Source organism: uncultured Hymenobacter sp. (assembly GCF_964243305.1).
In the GTDB taxonomy this organism is placed as follows: domain Bacteria; phylum Bacteroidota; class Bacteroidia; order Cytophagales; family Hymenobacteraceae; genus Hymenobacter.
Genome location: NZ_CAXTEF010000005.1, coordinates 1 through 20,825, shown reverse-complemented (window position 1 = coordinate 20,825; position 20,825 = coordinate 1). Strand labels below are relative to the sequence as shown.

15 protein-coding genes are annotated in these 20,825 nt (G+C 60.6%); 4 read left to right on the top strand and 11 right to left on the bottom strand.

Going from position 1 to position 20,825, the window contains the following annotated elements; translation table 11 throughout:
• Positions 1-21: 21 nt before the first annotated feature.
• The 10 genes from ACFE70_RS04760 to asnB all read right to left on the bottom strand — a co-directional run bounded on the left by ACFE70_RS04760 (position 22) and on the right by asnB (position 12,203).
• Positions 22-954 (bottom strand): NAD-dependent epimerase/dehydratase family protein, encoded by a 933-nt coding sequence (locus ACFE70_RS04760; protein WP_375416575.1) that lies wholly within the window; start codon positions 952-954, stop codon positions 22-24.
• The gene (gene rfbG / locus ACFE70_RS04755; protein WP_375416574.1) at positions 951-2,075 is read right to left on the bottom strand and encodes a CDP-glucose 4,6-dehydratase; all 1,125 of its coding nucleotides are present in this window, start codon (positions 2,073-2,075) and stop codon (positions 951-953) included. The genes ACFE70_RS04760 and rfbG overlap by 4 nt, the downstream gene beginning before the upstream one ends.
• Positions 2,069-2,842 (bottom strand): glucose-1-phosphate cytidylyltransferase, encoded by a 774-nt coding sequence (gene rfbF, locus ACFE70_RS04750; protein ID WP_375416573.1) that lies wholly within the window; start codon positions 2,840-2,842, stop codon positions 2,069-2,071. The genes rfbG and rfbF overlap by 7 nt, the downstream gene beginning before the upstream one ends.
• A 64-nt stretch (positions 2,843-2,906) precedes the next feature.
• Positions 2,907-4,211: a polysaccharide ABC transporter ATP-binding protein gene (locus ACFE70_RS04745; protein WP_375416572.1), complete on the bottom strand. Its 1,305-nt coding sequence runs from the start codon at positions 4,209-4,211 to the stop codon at positions 2,907-2,909.
• A 127-nt stretch (positions 4,212-4,338) separates the two neighbouring features.
• A complete protein-coding gene (locus tag ACFE70_RS04740) occupies positions 4,339-5,244 on the bottom strand; it encodes an ABC transporter permease (RefSeq protein WP_375416571.1) in 906 nt (301 codons plus the stop codon).
• Between the two features lie 597 nt (positions 5,245-5,841).
• Positions 5,842-6,966 carry a DegT/DnrJ/EryC1/StrS family aminotransferase gene (locus ACFE70_RS04735; protein WP_375416570.1) on the bottom strand — a complete coding sequence of 375 codons (1,125 nt, stop codon included), beginning with the start codon at positions 6,964-6,966 and terminating at the stop codon, positions 5,842-5,844.
• A gap of 169 nt (positions 6,967-7,135) precedes the next feature.
• Positions 7,136-7,558, bottom strand: coding sequence for an FdtA/QdtA family cupin domain-containing protein (locus ACFE70_RS04730; RefSeq protein WP_375416569.1), 423 nt, complete (start codon positions 7,556-7,558; stop codon positions 7,136-7,138).
• Positions 7,559-7,731: 173 nt separating this feature from the next.
• Entirely contained in the window at positions 7,732-8,682 is a 951-nt protein-coding gene (locus tag ACFE70_RS04725; protein ID WP_375416568.1) for a UDP-glucuronic acid decarboxylase family protein, read from the bottom strand.
• Between the two features lie 137 nt (positions 8,683-8,819).
• A complete protein-coding gene (locus tag ACFE70_RS04720; protein WP_375416567.1) occupies positions 8,820-10,163 on the bottom strand; it encodes a UDP-glucose dehydrogenase family protein in 1,344 nt (447 codons plus the stop codon).
• 135 nt (positions 10,164-10,298) lie between these two features.
• The gene (asnB, locus tag ACFE70_RS04715) at positions 10,299-12,203 is read right to left on the bottom strand and encodes an asparagine synthase (glutamine-hydrolyzing) (RefSeq protein WP_375416566.1); all 1,905 of its coding nucleotides are present in this window, start codon (positions 12,201-12,203) and stop codon (positions 10,299-10,301) included.
• A gap of 134 nt (positions 12,204-12,337) precedes the next feature.
• Between asnB and ACFE70_RS04710 the strand changes: the two genes are divergently transcribed.
• Together ACFE70_RS04710 and ACFE70_RS04705 are read left to right on the top strand one after the other, a co-directional pair.
• Positions 12,338-12,823: an acyl-CoA-binding protein gene (locus ACFE70_RS04710; RefSeq protein WP_375416565.1), complete on the top strand. Its 486-nt coding sequence runs from the start codon at positions 12,338-12,340 to the stop codon at positions 12,821-12,823.
• A 122-nt stretch (positions 12,824-12,945) separates the two neighbouring features.
• Positions 12,946-14,598, top strand: a complete 1,653-nt coding sequence (locus ACFE70_RS04705; protein WP_375416564.1) for an amidase — start codon at positions 12,946-12,948, stop codon at positions 14,596-14,598.
• A 119-nt stretch (positions 14,599-14,717) separates the two neighbouring features.
• Here ACFE70_RS04705 and ACFE70_RS04700 read toward each other — a convergent pair whose 3' ends face one another.
• Entirely contained in the window at positions 14,718-16,139 is a 1,422-nt protein-coding gene (locus ACFE70_RS04700; RefSeq protein WP_375416563.1) for an FAD-binding oxidoreductase, read from the bottom strand.
• A 63-nt stretch (positions 16,140-16,202) separates the two neighbouring features.
• Between ACFE70_RS04700 and ACFE70_RS04695 the strand changes: the two genes are divergently transcribed.
• Together ACFE70_RS04695 and ACFE70_RS04690 are read left to right on the top strand one after the other, a co-directional pair.
• Entirely contained in the window at positions 16,203-16,904 is a 702-nt protein-coding gene (locus ACFE70_RS04695) for a C40 family peptidase (protein ID WP_375416562.1), read from the top strand.
• A gap of 190 nt (positions 16,905-17,094) precedes the next feature.
• Positions 17,095-20,583: a carboxypeptidase regulatory-like domain-containing protein gene (locus tag ACFE70_RS04690; RefSeq protein WP_375416561.1), complete on the top strand. Its 3,489-nt coding sequence runs from the start codon at positions 17,095-17,097 to the stop codon at positions 20,581-20,583.
• The last annotated feature ends 242 nt before the right edge of the window (positions 20,584-20,825 follow it).

The window sequence follows — 20,825 nt, the reverse complement described above, 5'->3', positions numbered from 1 at the left end:
ATTAATAGCGCAAGCAGCCGACTACAAACTTTGTTCGGCGCGCCAGTAGGCAATGGTTTCGGCCAGCGCTGGCCGCAGCGGGGTGCGAACAATCGGGCCAAAGACGTGCTCAAAATGGTGGGAGTTCCCCTCCAGATGCATTACCTGCCCCTCACGGTAGGGGACTGCACCGAGGCGGACTTCGCCTTGGGTGGCCGTCAGTTCTTGCACTATTCCGACCAGCTCGCGTAGGGAAATGGCCGCGTTGGCTCCGATATTATACACGCCGCTCTGCTGCACCCCAGCGCCCAGCACCTGGCAGACTGCCCCAGCCAGGTCGCGGACATGGGAGTAATCGTAGCGCTGCTCGCCGGGCGTCATTTCCAAAGGCTTCTCGGCCGCCAACAGACTAGTGATGATATGGGAGACAAACCAGTGCCGATCCTCCCGCGGCCCGAAGGCGGCGAAAATGCGCAGCCACTGCCAGCTCAGGCCGCGAGTTTCGCAGAAGGTACGCACTACTTGCAAGGCGGCCAGCTTCACGGCGCCATAGGCGCTCGTGGGTCGAGGGGGGTAGGCCTCATCCACGCGGCCCTCGAAAGCGCCGTATTCAGCCTGCGAGCCCAGGGCCACCACCTGCCGCAGGGGGCCTTGCGCCAGCAGTTCCAGCAGGCGCAACAGAAAATCAAGGTTGGTAAGCTGAGCGAGCCAATCGTCGCGCTGCCCGGCGCTCACGCCACCTAGCCAGGCGGCGTGCACCAGGATTCCGGGCTGCCAGGCCAGAAGCTGAGTTTCCCAGCTTGGGTCGTCACTATTGATCCAGACTAGCTGGTCCTGGACTGCGGCCAGCCGCCGCAAATCAGAACTGCTTCGCCGCAGGGCTCCCACCTCGTAGCCTGCCGCCAGCAGCACCTCCGCCAGGTGCGAGCCAATAAAGCCGGTCGCGCCGGTGAGCAGAACCCGGCCGCCGCTCATACAACAGCGTTGATAAAGGAGTTGATATCCGCCTGCACTAAGGCGGGCACCGACTGTCCGTCCTGCCACGCCTTATACCAGGCAATGGATTTTTGAATCGACGTAGCAGCATCATACTTCGGCTCCCAACCCAACTCATTGTAGGCCTTGCTGATATCGAGCTTAAGCAAGCCGGCTTCGTGCGGCTGATTGGCCAGTTCGGGCGTCTCGTAGGTGCCGGCGCCCCAGGCACGTAGGGCCGTATCGGCCAGGACTGCTACCGGCAGCGCATCCTGAATGTGAGGCCCAAAATTCCAGGCGCCACCATAAAGCTGGGGCTCCCGAGCCAGCTGGGCTCCTAGTAGCAAGTAGCCGCCGAGCGGTTCCAGCACGTGCTGCCAGGGGCGCACGGCGTGGGGGTTGCGCACCTGCACCGGCTCGCCTGCCTCCAGCGCCCGCACAATATCGGGCACGATGCGGTCCAGGGCCCAGTCACCGCCGCCAATTACGTTGCCGGCCCGGCCCACGGCAATGCCCTTGTGGTGCCGACCATAGTCCGCCGGGTTGAAAAATGACTGCACGTAGGAATTTATCACCAGCTCGGCGCAGGCTTTGCTGGCACTGTAGGGGTCGTAGCCACCCAGGCGGTCGGTTTCGCGGTACGGATACACCCATTCCTGATTCTCGTACACCTTATCGGTTGTGATAAGCACCACGGTGCAGGGCTGGTCCAGCTGCCGTAGCGCATCGAGCAGGTAGGCTGTGCCGATGGCATTCGTCTGGAAGGTTTCGACCGGAATCTGGTAGCTCAGGCGCACCAGTGGCTGGGCGGCTAGGTGAAACACGAAGTCGGGCGCGAAGTCCAGCAAGGCTTGCGTCAGGGTCGAACGGTCGTTGAGGTCCGCGAAAACCGAGTTGCACAGCTGGCCCCCATTGACTAGCTCGTAGAGACTGGGCGTGGTGTCGGGGGGTAGGGCGTAGCCTTTGACCTCGGCGCCGAGCGAATGCAGCCAGTACAGCAGCCAGCTACCCTTAAAGCCAGTGTGGCCGGTCAGGAAGACCTTTTTGCCGGCGTAGGTTTCGCGCAGCAGCGCTTCGCTCAGACCTTTAACTCTTGCGGGGGGGGTAGGAACTGCTACCATATTTTCCAGGCGGCTTGGTTACGGGTCCAGGCGCCGTCCAGCTCGGTTTTGTCGCGCAGCGTATCCATAGGCTTCCAGAAGCCGTGGTGCTTGTAGGCCTGCATCTGGCCGGCCCGGGCCAGTTCCTCCATCGGCTCCCGCTCCCAAACTACGTCGGAGCCGGTGCCAATGTAGTCGAGCACGCCCGGCTCGCACACGAAAAAACCGCCGTTAATCCAGGCCCCATCACCTTTAGGCTTCTCCAAAAAAGAGTTTATCGCATCTTCTGCACCCAAGTCCAAGGCGCCGAAGCGGCCACTGGGCTGCACGGCCGTCACGGTGCAGAGCCGACCGTGCGCTTTGTGAAAAGCTACCTCCTCGGCAATGTTCACGTTTGATACCCCGTCGCCATAGGTGAGCAGAAAAGGTTCGTTGTTCAGGTGCTGGGCCACGCGCTTGATACGGCCACCGGTCATGGTTTCGAGCCCTGTATCAACGAGCGTGATATTCCAAGGCTCAGCGAAAGAATCGTGGACTTGCAGCTTGTTCTCCTTCAGATTAACCGTGACGTCGGACTTATGCAGGAAGTAGTTAGCAAAGTACTCTTTGATAACATAGCCTTTGTAGCCCAGGCAGATAATAAAGTCGTTGAAGCCATGCGCTGAGTAAATCTTCATGATGTGCCACAGAATGGGCATATCCCCGATTTCAACCATCGGCTTGGGCTTGAGCACGGTTTCTTCGGAGAGCCGGGTACCGAGGCCGCCCGCGAGAATAATAACTTTCATGTGGGGAAATAGGGTTTACGGCCCCCTAGCGGGCCAGAGTCAAAAATAGCGGGGCTAGCAGGCCCTACCCTATGAGTTGAGTACGCCACATCATGCGAGGCCGAATTAGGCCTGTCCAGTCACCGCCGTACTCCTTGCGCATTTCGCCAGTATCGGTTACACTGAAGGAAAGCGTTTCGGTAGCGATGGCCATGTCGTTCGTATCGAGCGGAACCAGGAAGGCGCTGACAGTGTAAGTTTTCTCATTGAGAAAACTGCCTGGAATCACCATTCTGGAGCGGTAGCGCCCTTTTCTGAGCGGCTGCCCGAAAAACTCATCCACGCCCAGGTTGGCCGACTCGCCGTTGAAACTAGCGAAGATGCAGGTGCCCATGTTGTCCAGCAAATGCACGCTTGGGTACACCACAGCCGCATCCTCCGTAATAGTATAGTCCACATCCACGGCCACTTCACTGCGGATGCTCACGCTGCTGGTCACTTCCCCGTTGGAGACGATGCTGATGGCGTTAAAATAACCCTTGGAGCTACGGTGAGCATACTCAATATCGGCCTCCATTACCTGTCCTGAGTTTTGCTTGCCGAAGGCAATATATTCCTCGATAATCTGCTCGGTTGGGCCCTGGCTTTGCAGCGTGCCATTGCGCAAGAACAGCGAGGTGTTGCACAAGTTGGACACGGCCGCCATGTTGTGCGAGACGAACAGCACGGTGCGCCCGTCGTTGTGACTCACGTCCTGCATCCGGCCCAGACATTTTTTCTGGAACTCGGCGTCGCCGACGGCCAGCACCTCGTCCACAATCAGGATTTCGGGCTCCAGGAAGGCGGCCACGGCGAAGGCCAAGCGCACGTACATGCCGGAGCTATAGCGCTTAACGGGCGTATCGATGTAGCGCTCCACGCCCGAGAAATCCACAATCTCGTCAAACTTGCTGCGGATTTCGGCCTTGGTCATGCCCAGGATGGCGCCGTTGAGAAATACGTTTTCCCTACCCGTCAGCTCAGGGTGGAAGCCAGTGCCCACTTCCAGCAGCGAGGCAATGCGGCCCTGCACCTTGATGCGGCCGGTCGTCGGCGAGGTCACTTTGGAGAGCAGCTTGAGCAGGGTAGATTTGCCGGCCCCGTTGCGGCCGATGATGCCGAGCACCTCGCCCTGCTTAACCTCGAAGCTCACGTCGCGCAAGGACCAGACGTAGTCGCTGCTGCCCTTCACCGTGCGGTCGTTGACCTCGCCAACCGTGGCAAACGGGTCTTCCTTGCCTCGCATCCGGGCCCACCAGCGGTTCAAGTCGTGGCTTAGCGTGCCGGTTCCAATCTCGCCCAGCCGGTACTGCTTCCCTAAATTCTCAACCCGTATCGCAACGTCGCTCATAGTCTGATAATACCGCCCGGATTTCGCTTATTTAATTATTTAGCCGCTGTAGCGCGAGCTTTAGTAGCCCGCTGGTGCGTGGTTAAGATGTTCGACTCGCGGACTACAAAGTCCGCGCTACCACACCCTACACCGTATCGGTAAAGCTCTTCTGCACCTTATTGAAAATCAGCGCCCCCACCAGCAAAAGCACTACTGTAACCAGCGTGCTGTAGCCCAGGGCGCCCCAGCTGAACTCGCCCCGGCCGAGGAAACCGTAGCGGAAGGTTTCGACGATGGACGTCATCGGGTTGGCCAGAATCAGCCACCTGAACTTGGGCGAGAGCGTGGAGAGCGGGTAGATAATGGGCGTGGCGTACATGAGCAGCTGCACGCCGAAGGTCAGCAGCATAGCCAGGTCGCGGTACTTGGTGGTCAGGGAGCTGAAAATCATGCCCAGACCCAGCGAGAGCAGGCCCATGAGCACCAGCAGCACTGGCAGCAGCAGCATGGCCCAGTTGGGGTGCACTACGTCGGTCGTGACGAGGTAGAAGACCCAGGCCGTCAGAAACAGCAGAAACTGCACTCCAAAGCGAATCAGGTTGGAAACGACGATGGAGAGCGGCAAAGTCAGGCGCGGGAAATACACCTTGCCGAAAATGGCCGCGTTGGAGGTGAATACCGTGGAAGTAGCCGTCAGCGTCTGCGAGAAGTAGTTCCAGACCGTGATGCCGGCTAGGTAGAAGAGAAGGCCCGGCAGGCCATCGGTCCCGATTTTGGCGATGTTGCCGAAAATAATAATGTAAGTGAGGGTGGTAAGCAGGGGTTGGAGAAAAAACCAGATGGGCCCCAGCACCGTCTGCTTGTAAGTCGAGACGAAGTCGCGGCGCACGAAGAGCAGAATCAGGTCGCGGTAGCGCCAGACCTCGCGCAGCCCCAGACTCAGCAGTTCGGTGCGGGGCTGGATAACTTCGGTCCACTGCTCCTCCTCGCGTGGGGCAGTGGCCGCGGCGGGCGGGGTAGTGGTAGTTGGCAGGGCCTCAGCAGTTTGCATGAATAGAAACTAAATTTCGTCCGGTGGGCTCCAATCAAGCTGACCCACCGTTCCACACTTCTATCGAACGACTAGTACAAGGGCCACGGGCTTTCCAATGGCCCGAAGCGCGGCGGCAAAGATACCTCAAATACCCGGCCGAGCACGGCTGTTTTGCTCAGCTGCGGTCAAATACCCGTCTTTTACTACGTGGCGTGAGTGTCCCTCCGCACACCTGCCCGCCGTGCGAAACGTTGATTATCACAAGCGTAGCTTTCTCACTGCCTGCAAGAAACAGCTTCGCAAGCTCACAAGTCCGGGTGGCTCGCTCTATCCTGGCTTCCGGCCACCACTCCCGCGAAGCGCTAGTGGCCCACGGCCCGCTTCGAGCATAGTCCGAGTAGGGCGGGGAGCCCGGATAAAATATAATTGCAGCACAAGTGACATTGCTTATTTATTCCCCTAAAGCGCAATTTGCCGGCCGGGCCGGCGGGCCGGGAAGAAGCCCCGCCCTACCTCCTCCCGTCCGTCAATGCCTTGGGCACCAGCCAGGCCAGGCACTCACTCGAACGGGAAAGCGCGGTGCGTAAACAGGGCAACCCTTCTAGCAGCAGCTTATTATTCCCTACCCCCCAACCCGCGAAACCCGCGAATAGCGGCCGTTACGGCCGCCACGTGGGCCTCGGTCATGCCCGGCCACAGCGGCAGGCTCAAGCAGGTGGCGGCCAGCTCGTTGGTAATGGGAAAGGCAGCCACTGGCCAGCGCAGGTGGGCGTAGGCCGGCTGCCGGTGCGGTGGCACGGGGTAGTGAATCAGCGTTCCGATGCCCTGTGCGGCCAAGTGGGCCTGCAAAGCATCGCGCCGGGCCGTATGCACCACGTAGAGGTGATAGACGTGGGTGGCGCCCGGCGCCGTAGCGGGCAGGCGCAAGCCGTCGATGCCGGCCAAGTGCTGGTCGTACCAGGCGGCTAGCTGCCGCCGCTGGGCGGTCCAGGCATTCAGGTGGGGCAGCTTCACTTGCAGCACGGCCGCCTGCAGCTCGTCGAGGCGGGAGTTGTAGCCGATTACCTCGTTGTGGTACTTCTCGGCCGAGCCGTAGTTGCGCAGCACCCGCAGCCGCCGGGCTAAGTCAGCGTCGTCGGTGGTCAGGGCGCCGGCATCGCCGAGGGCGCCCAGGTTTTTGCTGGGGTAAAAGCTGGTGGCGTTGACGTCGCCGAAGCTGCCGGTTAGCTGCCCGGCGTAGGCGGCGCCCTGGGCCTGGGCATTGTCTTCCACCACCAGCAAGCCGTGCTGCCGGGTGAAGGCCATAATGGGCGCCATCTCGCAGGCCTGCCCATACAGATGCACCGGCAGAATGGCGCGGGTGCGTGCGCTGAGCGCGGCGGCCAGCCCGGCCGGGTCGAGGTTGCTGGTTAGCGGGTTGGGCTCGACGGGTACGGGCGTGGCACCAGCCTGCGTCACGGCCAGCCAGGTAGCGATGTAGGTATTGGCGGGCACCAGCACCTCGTCGCCAGGACCGATTCCTAGCACCCGCAGCGCCAGCACGAGCGCATCGAGGCCATTGGCCACGCCCACGCAGTGCGCCGTACCGCTGAAGGCCGCATAGGCCATCTCAAACTGCCGTACCTCCTCACCCAGCACGTACCAGTACGAATCGTACACGCGCCCCACGGCTGCCATTATCTCGGCCCGCAGCGGCGCGTGCTGCAACTCAATCGAGAAAAACGGCACGGGCAGGCTCATGCCGGTAAAGGTAAATGGCCGGCACCGGGGTAGGCTACTCTTCTCCCCTACCCCTGCTCCGGCTTGCAATGCCCCCGCGGTACCTGATAGCCTGGCCATAGCGGCGAACCCAATTCGTAATTAGAGGCCGGAACCAGTGTCCCGAGGTCAGCCGCCGGTCCCAGGCTCCTCACTGCGGCACCCGCCACACCTGCCGGAACTGCGCGTGACTGCGGATGTAATCAGCTTCCTCATAGGGCGTGGAGGCCAGAATCAGCTGCACGGCGGCGTGCGAGTATTGCATGGTGTGCCAGGCGCAGGGCGGTACATACAGCCCCACGAAAGGGTCTTCGAGCCGGAACGATTGCAGGGTGCCATCAGCCAGCTCGGTGGTGACAATGATGCGGCCGGCCACGGCCACCAGCACCTGCTCGGTGCGGAAATGAGCGTGGCGCCCCCGCACGATGCTCTCGGGCGTGTAGTAGGTCCAGACCACGCGCTGCACGGCAAACGGCAGCGACGGGCTCGGCGGCTCGGCCACCGAGAGGTAGCCGATGTCGGGCGCGCCGAGCTTGGCGAATTCGAGCAGGTAAGGCGGCGCGTATTCGCGCATATAGGGGGGTAGGGAACTGGTGGGCTAATCAAAAAGGCGGTCATGCTAAGCAACGCAAAGCATCTTGCCGGGGGAAGTAATTCAATCGTTGTGAGCCATTGATTACTTCCCCCGGCAAGATGCTTCGCGTTGCTTAGCATGACCGCCTTTGCTGAATGCGAATCAGACGAAACTCAAACCTGCACGTGCTCCTTAAAATATTCCAGGGTGCGGCGCAGGCCCTCGGCGCGGTCTACCTTGGGCTCCCAGCCCAGAATCTCCTTGGCCTTGGTGATGTCGGGCTTGCGCTTCATCGGGTCGTTTTCGGGCAGGGCCTGATATGTGGGCTTGAACTCAACGCCCGTGAGACGGGCAATTTCTTCGCCGAACTCTTTGATAGTGATTTCCGAGGGGTTGCCGATGTTCACGGGCAGGTGGTAGTCGCTGAGCAGCAGGCGGTAAATGCCTTCCACGAGGTCATCGACGTAGCAGAACGAGCGGGTTTGCGAGCCGTCGCCGAACACAGTCAGGTTCTCGCCGCGCAGGGCCTGCGAGAGAAACGCCGGCAGCACGCGGCCGTCGTCGAGGCGCATCCGTGGGCCGTAGGTGTTGAAGATGCGGATGATGCGCGTCTCCAGGCCGTGGTGGTTATGGTAGGCCATCGTGATGGCCTCCTGAAAGCGCTTGGCCTCGTCGTAGCAGCCGCGCGGCCCCACGGGGTTCACGTTGCCGAAATACTCCTCTACCTGCGGGTGAACCTCGGGGTCGCCGTACACCTCGGAGGTGCTGGCAATCAGCATCCGGGCATTTTTGACCCGCGCTAACCCCAGCAGGTTGTGGGTGCCCAAAGAGCCGACTTTCAGGGTTTGAATCGGAATCTTGAGGTAGTCAATCGGCGAAGCGGGCGAGGCAAAATGCAGGATATAATCCAGCTTGCCCGGCACGAACACGAATTTGCTCACGTCGGCGTGGTGGAACTCGAAGTCAGGCTTGCCGAACAGGTGCTCGATGTTCTGGAGGGAGCCCGTCACGAGGTTGTCCATCGCAATCACGTGGTAGCCTTCGGCCAGAAACCGGTCGCAGAGGTGGGAGCCCAGAAAACCGGCGCCGCCGGTAATGAGAACCCGCTTTTTTTCTTCAGTCATAAGGGTAATGGAACGTCATGCTGAGCTTGCCGAAGCATCTCGCGTGGGGTGCTAACTCTTTTAATTGGATTACTACCCCACGCGAGATGCTTCGGCAAGCTCAGCATGACGTGCTGTTGCTGTTTTAGAAACAAAAGTTACGATACGGCCGGCTCCAGGTGCTCGGTCTTCACGCCGATGCAGTGGTAAGCGAAACCGGCCTGATTCAGCTCCTCGGCCTCGTAGATGTTACGGCCATCGAAGATGACTTTCTGCTTCATCAAGCGGCCAATCACCTCGAAGTTGGGGGCGCGGAAGTCGGGCCACTCCGTCACCACGAGCAGGGCGTCGGCGTCGATGAGGGCGGCGAACTCGTCCTTGGCGTAGGCAATCCGGTCGCCGAGGTCGTGGCGGGCTTCGGGCATGGCCACCGGGTCGTAGGCGGTCACGGTGCAACCGGCGGCCAGCAGCTTCTCGATGATGACCAGCGAGGGCGCCTCGCGCATATCATCGGTCTTGGGCTTGAACGAGAGACCCCACACAGCCATTTTCAGCCCGCGCAGCTCGCCGCCGAAGTGTTTGAGCACCTTGTTGAAGAGCACCGACTTCTGGTTTTCGTTTACTGACTCCACGGCCTTGAGTACTTGCATCTCATAGCCATTCTCCGAAGCGGTTTTAATCAGGGCCTTGACATCTTTCGGAAAGCACGAGCCGCCGTAGCCAATGCCGGGATAGATGAATTTGGTGCCGATGCGGGCATCGGAGCCAATGCCCTGCCGCACCTTGTTGACGTCGGCGCCCATGATTTCGCACAGGTTGGCCACGTCGTTCATAAACGAGATTTTCGTGGCCAGCATCGAGTTGGCGGCGTACTTCGTCATCTCGGCCGACGGAATATCCATGAAGATAATGGGGTGGCCGTTGAGCAGGAAGGGCTTGTAAAGGCGGCGCATCACTTCCTCGGCGCGCTCCGACGAGACGCCTACCACAATGCGGTCGGGCTTGAGGAAGTCGTCGATGGCAGCACCCTCCTTCAGAAACTCGGGGTTGGAGGCCACGTCGAACTCAACGTCGGCGCCGCGCTTGGCCAGGGCCTGCTCAATCTCCCTGCGCACCTTGGCGGCCGTGCCCACCGGCACGGTGCTTTTAGTGACGATGACGCCGTAGGCGTTCATGTTCTCACCGATGCCGCGGGCCACGGCCAGCACGTACTTGAGGTCGGCTGAGCCGTCTTCGCCGGGAGGCGTGCCAACGGCGATAAAGGCGACGTCGGCGTCCTTGATGCCGTCGGCCAGCGAGGTCGAGAAGCTCAGGCGGCCTTTGCTCACGTTGCGGGCCACCATCTCGTCCAGGCCCGGCTCGTAGATGGGCAGGATGCCGTTGTGCAGGTTATCAATCTTTTTCTGGTCGATGTCGATGCAGGTCACGTCGATGCCGACTTCGGCAAAGCAGGTGCCCGTAACCAGCCCGACGTAGCCGGTGCCAACAATTGCAATTTTCATAAGCGGTGAAGTATGGGTTTTTTCAGTTTAATAAGTTGGGAGTTGCGCCGGGAACTGGCTTTCAAAGCGGCGCGGGCTAACCAAAATTAAGCCACTCTTTGGTCAAGCGCGGCTATATTATGATTTTGTTTCCGCTTAGCTCATCCATTGCTTCCACCAATACTGGAACACAATCAGGCCCCAGATACGGGCGTGCACGTCGCCGGGGCTACGCGAAAATAGCTGCTGTTTAAGCTTGCGCACTTCCTCAACCGCGAAAATACCTTGAGCTGCAATAAAATCATCGGCTAGCAAGTCATCTTCAATCAATGGGCGCAGCTCACCGCGAAACCACTTGAGCAAGGGCACCTCAAAACCGTGCTTGGGGCGATTGTATAATTCCTCGGGCAGCTCCGAGCGAAAGGCATCCTGCACGATTTTCTTCTTGCGCTGCCCGTCTATTTTCGAGTTGACGGGGAGGGAAAACGCGAAGTTGACGACGTGGTAATCCAGGAATGGCGTGCGCACTTCCAGCGAGTTGGCCATGCTCATCAGGTCCACCTTGGTGAGCATATCGTAGGGCAAAACCAGGTTCATGTCCGTGAGCAGCACCTCGTTGAGGTCGCCCCCCGGCGTCAGGTTTTCCAGAATGTCCTTGCGGCGCTTGGCGGCGGCTTTGCGGGCCACCTTGCGGCGGCTGGCCTCGCTGAGCAGGTTGCGCGCATCGGTGGCCGAGGCGAACGAGGCCCAGTCCCAGTAGCGGTCTTTGGTGCCGGCCAGCATTCCGCGCGAGAAGCGTTGAAGCTGCCGCACCCGATTGCCGAAGAAGCCGTTGCGCGACTTGGGCAGCGCATCCCACAGGAAGCTCAGGCCCGTGACGGCCTCGGCCTTGAAGCCGCCGGCCCGCACCTTGAACTCGCCCATGTGCTTATTGTAGCCGGCGAACATCTCATCGGCGCCGTCGCCGCTCAGGGCCACCGTGACGTGCTGCCGGGTGCGCTGGCTCAGGATGTACACGGCCAGGGCCGAGGAGTCGGCGAACGGCTCATCGAAATAGTCGAGCATCTGGAAGATGTGCTCGTACAAGTCATTGTTGGTGAGCGAGAAAACCGTGTGGTTGGTCTTGTGCCGGGCCGCGACGAGGTTGGCATACTTGGTCTCGTCAAAAAACGGCTCGTCCCGGAAGCCGATGCTGAACGTGTTGAGGTGCGGCGTGTGGCGGGCGGCCAGGGCGGTGATGACGCTGGAGTCGATGCCGCCGCTCAGGAAGGCGCCCAGCGGCACGTCGGCCACCAGGCGGCGCTGCACGGCGGCATCCATCAGGCCCACCAGCTCTTTTTGCTGGGCCTCGTAGTTAGTCTTGTTCCGGGCAACCTTCTTCGGGTCATAGGGAATCTTGTACCAGCGCTTGCGCACCACTTTCCCACCCTTGACGAAAAGATAATGGCCGGGTAATAATTTCTTGACGCCCTTGAAGATGGTGGCCGGGCCGGGGATGTAGTTAAGCTGCAAATAGTGGCTCAGGGCAGCGTAGTCGAGCTTACGGGGCACGCCGAGCGCCAGCAGCGACTTCATCTCGGAGGCGAAGAACAGCTGATCCTCGTCGCGGTAAATCAGCAGCGGCTTGACGCCCATCCGGTCGCGGGCAATGAAGAGCGAATCTTCCTCACGGTCATAGATGGCGAGGCCGAAAAAGCCGTTGAGCTTCTTCAGAAAGCCGCGGCCCTCGCTGATGTAGAGCTGCAAGATGACTTCCGTGTCGGTCTGCGATGCGAAGGTGTAGCCCCGGCGCTCCAGCCGGCTGCGCAGCTCGCGGAAGTTAAAAATCTCCCCGTTGAAGACGATGGTGTAGCGGCCCGAGACGTCGGTCATGGGCTGATTGCCGTCGGCACTCAGGTCCAGGATGGCGAGGCGCCGAAAGCCCAGACCCACGTTATCATATACGTAGTGGCCCTGCGAGTCGGGGCCGCGGCGGCTGATGGCGTCCGTTGCCGCCTGCAAGCCTGACAGGGCGAGGCGGCCCTGGTCGCTGAACGCAAATAATCCGGTTATTCCACACATAGCAAGGCTGCAAAACTACGAACCAGCCGCCGCCCGCCGGCAAGGACCGGGCCAGCTGGCAACCCGGCTGGGGCTTATTTAGTACAGCCAGCTACTAATTCAGACTGCCGATTCATCTCTTTTTTGCTTTTCTTATGGATTTAGAACAGGAATTTCAGGCCGCCGCCGAGCGGGTGAATAATTTGCCCGAAAGCACCGCCGCCCAGCACATGACCGAACTGTACGGCCTCTTCAAGCAGGCCACCGACGGCGACGTGAACATGAACACCGACGAGGTAGACGCCAACGAAGCCGACAACCCCAACGGCCCGGCCGGCCTCTCGCAGGGTCAGTGGGAGTCGTGGAATCAGTTTAAGGGAATGCCGGAGGAAGAAGCCAAGCGTCGCTACGTGCAGCGGGCCAACGAGATAGCCGGCCCGCAAGGTACGGCCGCAGGTGGCGACGAGCTGTCGTCGGCCCCTACCCCCCCCGCCGCCACTGAAGCCACCGAGAACACGACCACCTCGCAGCAGCCGGCCAGCGGGCCGGGCATCTCGCAGGGCGGCCTGCGCGGCGACATCACGGCCGGCGCGCCATATGGCGGCGAGGATTTGCTCAAGGGCGCGCAGGAAGGACTTTAGGTTAATGAAGAATGAGGAATGAAGAATTATTACTGCGATAATTCCTCATTCTTCATTAAGCAAAGCGTTATTATTGTCGGCCAGCGCGCTTTGCGTCGACCGACTTTTTTACGCCTGCTCCTATGAACCGCCGCCTGTTTCTGAACCACGGCACCCGCGCCGCGTTGGCTGCCACGCTGCTGCCCGCCGTGGCCTGCCAGTCTACTACCAAGCCTGCTGACGAAGCCGCGGCGGATTCGGGAGGGGTTGTGGCCAGCGAGGGGGGTAGGGAATCGGCGGCGCCATTTGCCTTGCAGGAATTGACTATCGCCGATTTGCAAGACCGCATGAGCAAAGGCACCGAAACCGCCCGCAGCCTTAGCCAGAAGTACTTAGACCGCATCGAAGCCCTGAATGCGAAAGGGCCGATGCTGGGCGCCGTCATCGAAACCAACCCCGACGCGCTGACCATTGCCGACGCGCTGGACCGGGAACGCAAGACCAGCCGGGTACGCGGGCCGCTGCACGGCATTCCGGTGCTGATAAAGGATAACATTGACTCCGGCGACCAGATGATGACCACGGCCGGCGCGCTGGCCCTGGCCGGCCACCGGGCGGCGCAGGATGCGTTTATCGTGCAGAAGCTGCGGGCCGCCGGCGCCGTGCTGCTGGGCAAAACCAACCTCAGCGAGTGGGCCAACTTCCGCTCGACGCACGCGGCCAGCGGCTGGAGCAGCCGCGGCGGCCAGGCCCGCAACCCCTACGTGCTGGGGCGCACGGCCAGCGGCTCCAGCTCCGGGTCGGGCGTGGCGGTGGCGGCCAATTTTTGCGCCGTGGCTATTGGCACGGAGACGGATGGCTCGGTGGTGTCGCCGGCCTCATGCAGCGGGCTGGTCGGGCTCAAGCCCACGGTGGGCTTGCTCAGCCGCACGGGCATCATCCCGATTTCCAGCACTCAGGACACGGCCGGCCCAATGGCGCGCACCGTGCGCGACGCGGCCCTGCTGCTCGGCGCCCTCGCCGGCCCCGACCCGGCCGACGCTGCCACGCGCCCTACCCCCCCTGTTGCGGCCGACTACACGGCAGGCCTGAAAAATGACGCCCTGCGGGGCCAGCGCCTGGGCGTGGAGAAGTCGCACTTGCAAGGCCCGCCCGGCGCCACGGCCCTGCTTAAAGCGGCGCTCGACGTGCTGCGGGCGCAGGGCGCGACCATCGTGGAAGTGGACGTGGTGAAGGAGGTCAATCCACTGGGCCAGGCCGAGTTCGACGTGCTGTTATATGAGTTCAAGGACGGCGTAAACCGCTACCTGGCCAGCGCCAATGCCCAAGTGAAAACCCTGGCCGACGTCATCGCCTTCAATCGCCAAAACGCGCCCAGGGCCATGCCTTTTTTCCAGCAGGAAATTCTGGAAATGGCCGAGAAAACTGACGGCCTGAGCAGCGCTAAGTACCGCGCCGCGGTGCAGAAGACCGTGGCCGGCGCCCGCAAGGCGCTGGATGGCGCTTTGCAGAAAAACCAGTTGGCGGCCATCGTGGGCATCACGACCGGCCCGGCCGGCTGCATCGATTTAGTGAACGGCGACTATGGCACCGGCGTGGACTTTTCCTCGCCCGCCGCGATGGCCGGCTACCCCCACCTGACCGTGCCGATGGGCCAGGTGTACGGGCTGCCCGTGGGGCTATCATTCGTGGGGCCGGCGTATGGTGAAGCCCGGCTGTTGGCGTTGGGCTACGGCTACGAGCAGGCGTCGAAGAAGCGGGCGGCACCGGCGTTTCGGACGGAGATTACCAGCTAAAAAGCCGGTCATGCTGAGCCCCGCGAAGCATCCTATCACGTAGGAACGAGCAGCATCTCATTGGTTACTGCGTCGTTCCAACGTGATAAGATGCTTCGCGGGGCTTAGCATGACATGGTTTAAAATATCTTCCCCGGATTCAGAATGCTGTGCGGGTCGAATACCTGCTTGATGCCGCGCATCAGGTTAAGATTGGCGTCGGGCAGGGCGATGCCGATGTAGCCTTTCTGCACCAGCCCGATACCGTGCTCGCCGGAGATAGTGCCGCCGAGCTTCACGCACAGCTCGAAAATCTCAGAAATGGGCCGGCGCAAGTCCACGTTCCACTGCTCGTCGCTCAGCTCGCCGCGGATGATGTTGACGTGCAGGTTGCCGTCGCCGGCGTGGCCGTAGCACACGCTCTTGAAGCCGTAGCGGCGGCCTATTTCCTTGACGCCCCTGAGCAGCGTGGGCAGCTCGGCGCGGGGCACTACGGTATCTTCTTCCTTATAAACCGAGTTGTAGCGCACAGCATTGCCGATGTTGCGCCGAATGCGCCACAGCTCGTCTTTCTGGGTGGCGTTGTCAGCCAGCAGGATGTCGCCCACGTCGTAGCTTTCCAGCACGGCGTACACCTGCTCGGCTTCCTTGTAGAGCTGGTCTAAATCCTGGCCGTCCAGCTCGATGAGCAGGTGGGCGGTGATGTCGTCGGGCAGCGTGAGCGGGATTTTGAGGTAATCCGACGACCAGGCAATGGCCTCGCGCTCCATAAACTCCATACCCGACGGAATGATGCCGGCCCGGAACACTGCCGACACCGCCTCGGCCGCCTGCGCCTCCTGGCGGAAGGGCACCAGCATCAGGATGTTTTGCTGGGGGTAGGGAAGCAAGCGAAACACCACCCGCGTGATGATGCCCAGCGTGCCCTCCGAGCCGACCATGAGCTGCGTCAGGTTGTAGCCGGTGGCATTTTTGAGGGTGTTGGCGCCGGTCCAGATAATTTCGCCGTTGGGCAGCACGACCTGTAAGTTCAGCACGTAGTCTTTGGTGGTGCCATATTTCACGGCCTTAGGGCCGCCGCTGCTCTGGCTCAGGTTACCACCCAGAAAGCACGAGCCCTTACTAGCTGGGTCGGGCGGATAGAACAGGCCCTTTTCCTTTACCGCGTTCTGAAACGCCTCGGTGATAACGCCCGGCTCGACGGTAGCCTGGAGGTTGCGCTCGTCGATGTCGATGATTTTGTTGAAGCGCTCCATGCTCAGCACTACCCCCTTGTGGATGGGCAAGGCCCCGCCGCTCAGGCCGGTGCCGGCGCCGCGGGCCGTGACGGGCACGTGGCCTTCATGGCAGAGGCGCATAATCTGGCTGACTTCCGCCGCCGTGCCGGGGCGCAGCACGGCATCGGGGGCGAAGTGCAGGTCCTCGGTGTGGTCGTGGCCATAGGCATGGTAGGCGTCGGCGGTAGCGGCCACCTCGGCGCGCTGGGCCGTGAGCACGTGAGCAGGCCCCACGATGGCCTCAAAGGCCACCAACAAGTCGGGTGTGAGTGATTGGTACGTCATGGGAAATCTTCAATAAAAGCGGGTCAGCGGCGTTGCGGGTATATTTGCCCCCGAATGCGCGACGTGAAAACGAAGATACGGCCCGCCGCCAGCCCCGCGCCGACACCCCGGCGCCGGGCCGGGTTGGCCAGCCTAGCCTTGCTCCTCTTGCTGCTGGCCGCCAGCTGCCAGCAGAAGCTCAACTACCGCGACGGCCGCTATCACTCGGCCCGCGACATGGTGCGGCTCAAGAAGGCTGGCCGCGGCAGGGGGGGTAGGGAAAGCCGCCCGGTGGTGCGCAGCAAAGTCAAAACCCGCTACGACCGGCCCAGCGGCCAGGTCGTGACCCGCAGCCGGACCCGAATTGAGGCGCGCCGCCCGCGCCCGGCCAATACCTCCGACGCCATCGCGGCTGTCATCGAAGAAGCCCGCTCCTACGAGGGCACACCCTACCTATACGGCGGCACCACCCGCTTGGGCGTCGACTGCTCCGGGCTCTTGCAGCTCTCGTTCGGGGCCGTGGACATCGCCATTCCGCGCTCCTCCAACGAGCAGGCCGGGTGGGGCGAGCCCGTACGCCCGAACGAGCTGCAGCCCGGCGACCTCCTCTTCTTTGGGCCCTCGCCGGGCAGCGGCACCATCACCCACGTAGGTCTGGTGACCGAGGCCAGCCAGGAGGAAATCCGCTTTATCCACGCCTCCACCTCGCTGGGCGTGGTCGAGAACAGCCTCGAAACCGACTACTACCTCAGCCGGTTCGTGCGGGCCGTGCGGCCCCGCCTCTGAGCGGCGTGCCGGACGGCCAGCGGTTTTTCAGTTTGATTATGAGATGATTAAATTGGTTTTTATCATCTTAACGAATCGGTAACACCTGAGCGGGTCCAGCCGGCTTTACCTTTGTGGTGTCTTTAGCCTGCCTTCTTTTTTTACTTTACCCCTTAGTATGAATCTCATACGCCTACCCCGCCTTTTCCTTTTGGCGACTTTCCTTCTCCTGCTACCGCGCCTAGGTTGGAGTCAGGGCGCTACCACGGCCGCCATGAGCGGCGTCATTGCCGATGCCAAAGGGGAGGGCTTACCCGGTGCCACGGTCATTGCCGTGCATACGCCCACCAACACGCAATATGTAGCTCCCACTAATAGCGACGGCCGCTTCAACATTCAGAATATGCGCGTCGGTGGGCCCTACACGGTGAAGGTGACGTTCGTGGGCTATCAGGATGTGACCCGCGAGGGCATCAATCTGTCGTTGGGACAGAACCAGCGCATTGATATTCAGCTTAATGATGCCAATACCCAACTAAGCGAAGTAACTGTTAGTGGCCGCCGCGACCCAGTTATTAATGCAGGCCGTACCGGCGCCGCCACCACGGTGCAGCGCGAAACTATTGAGCGCCTGCCCACGCTGAACCGCTCACTGAATGATTTTACCCGTCTCACGCCTCAGGCCAACGGCCAGAGCTTTGGCGGCCGTAGCGGCAGCTTTAACAACATCACCGTCGACGGCGCCATCTTTAATAATGCTTTTGGCTTGTCGCCAACTGTAGGTGGGCAGGCGGGCGCGCAGCCTATCTCGCTTGATGCCATCGACCAGATTCAGGTGAGTATCGCCCCCTTCGACGTGCGGCAGGGCTCGTTTACGGGCGCGGGCATCAACGTCGTGACTCGCTCGGGCTCCAATAAGGTATCTGCTTCCATTTATGGATTTGGTCGCAACCAGGGCTTTGTGGGTGACCAGGTGGGCGATATTAAATCTGCCTACCCCAAGTTTGACCTTTACAACGTCGGCTTCCGCGTGGGCGGTCCAATCATTAAAGACAAGCTCTTTTTCTTTGTTAATGCCGAGTCGGAGCGCCGCAATGACCCGCCTACGGGCAACTTCACAGCCAACCGCGAGACGACGGCCCCGACGCCCGGCGGTACCATCTCGAACGCTTCGGCCCGCGACCTTGGCATTCTGAGCAACTTCCTGCGGGAGCAGTATGGCTACGATGCCGGTTCCTTTGAAAATTACAACTTGCGCTCGAACAGTGACAAGGCCACCGTGAAGTTAGATTGGAACATCAACTCTAATAACCGCTTCAATATCAAATACAATATTCTCAAATCATACGGTGACATTTCGCCGAGCACGTCGGGCGCCATTGCCGGCCAACGTTCGCAGTCGCAGTTTGGCTTGCCTTTCAGTTCCTCGTACTACACCATTAATAACAACCTTAACTCGCTCATCGCGGAGTTGAATAGCACCTTCGGGGGCGGCAAGTTCTCGAACAACCTGACGGCTGGCTACACCGCCTTCCGCGACTTCCGCGAGAGCAGCGGCGGCATCTTCCCGCTCGTTGACATTGGTACCAGCGTGGGCCTTAGCACCGGCACCGCCCTGAACGGCATCAACGCCCAGAACTCGCTGACTTCGTTTGGCTACGAGCCTTTCTCGGCCTTCAACATCCTCAACTCAGACGTGTACCAGTTTGGCGACAACTTCACCGCCTACCTGGGCAAGCACAACGTGACGGTCGGCACTTACAACGAGTACTACAAGTTCCGCAATGGCTTCGCTCCGAACTACTACGGCAACTACTCTTTTAACTCGCTGGAGGACTTTTACGCCTCGGCCGGATTTAATTACAACCGGACCGCAGGAACGCTAAGTCCTTTCGCGTCCACCGTCACCCGGCCCGGCCCGCAGCGCTACAACCTGCAATACTCGGCTCTGCCTGACGGCGAGTTTCCCTTCGCCGACATTACGGCCGTGCAGCTCGGCCTCTACGCCCAGGATGAGTGGTCGCCACTCAACAACCTACGCGTGACCTACGGCCTCCGGGCCGACCTGCCCTACCTCACGTCGGACCTGGCTCAGAATACGAGCGCGGCCAACCTCACCTTCCGCGACGGCGTGAAGATTAATACCGGCTCGGTGCCGGAGAAAAACGTGCTCTTCTCGCCCCGCGTGGGCTTTAATTGGGACGTAAACGACGATCGCAAAACGCAGCTGCGCGGCGGCACAGGCATTTTCACAGGCCGGGTACCCTTCGTGTGGCTTTCTAACCAAGCCAGCAACAACGGCGTGCAATTCGGCTCGTTCAGCACCTCGGGCGCCGTGGCCACTACTACTACCGTCAATGGCCAACCAGTAACCAACCCGAATGCTTCCATTTATCCCTTCAGCCCCAACGTGGACGCCTACCGGCCGCAGAATGCCGCCGCCAATACGGCCTACAACTTGGCCGTAACGGATCGGGATTTCAAATTTCCGCAGGTGTGGCGCACGAACTTGGCCGTGGACCAGGAGCTACCCGGCGGCGTTATCGGCACGTTGGAAGCATTCTACACCCAGGACATTAACGCTGTCTATCACCAAAATGTGAACCTGCCCGGCAGTGAATCGGCGCCGTTTGCCCGCTCGGTAGGCGCCGACAGTCGGCCTATTTTCTACTCGCTGGGCGCGCCGCTGACTGGGGCCAATGCGGGCCTAGTATCAACTACCCGCAACTACCAAATTTATGGCCCAGTGTCAGCAGCCCAGGGTGGCAATACGGCTGCCCGCCCAAACATTAGCGATGCCATTCTGATGCGGAATACAAACAAGGGCTATTCTTACGCCGTGACGGGTCAGCTACAGAAAACGTTCAACACTGGCCTCTACGCCAGCGTGGCGTACACTTACTCAGATGCGCGCTCGGTGAACGACGGCGGCTCGATTGCTCAGTCCATCTGGCGTGACCGCTCGGTATCGGGCGACCCCAACGCCGAGGCCCTGAGCTATTCTAACTTCCTGCAGCAGCACCGTGTCATTGTGTCGGCCTCTTATCGTCGGGAATACCTGAACCACTTGGGCACGACCCTTTCGCTGTTCTATGAAGCGGCCCCAGCTGGCCGCTTCTCCTATGTGTACTCCGGCGACATGAATGGCGATAACCAGACCTCGAACGACCTGATGTACGTGCCACGCAACCAGAGCGAAATCAATCTGCGCGACATTACGCTCACGACCGCTCAGGGTGGGGGTATCTACTCGGCCGCCGACCAGTGGACCGACCTAAACAACTACATCAACCAGGACAGCTACCTCAGCAAGCGCCGCGGGGAGTATGCGGAGCGCAACGGCGCTACCCGGCCTTGGCAAAATCGGTTAGACTTACGCTTGTTACAAGACGTGTTCACGAATCTGGGCGATAATCGCAACACGCTGCAATTCAGCATTGACATCTTCAATATCGGCAACCTGCTCAACACTAACTGGGGCACTTCCCAAACCGCCAATCGTACTAACCCGCTGACCTTTGACGGCTATAACGCGCAGGGCCAACCCGTTTTCGAGTACCGCTATCTTGTTAATCCGGCGCGCAATACCGATAACACCGTAGCGGCTGGTACTAAGCTCACCAACACTTTCCGCGACGATACTGGGGGAATCGGCTCACGTTGGCAGGGACAGGTTGGCGTCCGCTACATCTTCAACTAATTTCCTATTTCCCTTAGGCAGTTAATGCTTAAAGCTGCCAAAAGCGGCTGGGCGCAGAGCCCAGCCGCTTTTTTGCGCCTGATAATCTGGCCTTAACCAGTTTTTTCGCTTTTATACCTTGCGCCGTTGATTTCCCGCCGTACTTTTGCACAACCAAAACGCAATTGACGCGGCGGGAAACAACCAAGGGGGATTAGCTCAGCTGGCTAGAGCGCTTGCATGGCATGCAAGAGGTCATCGGT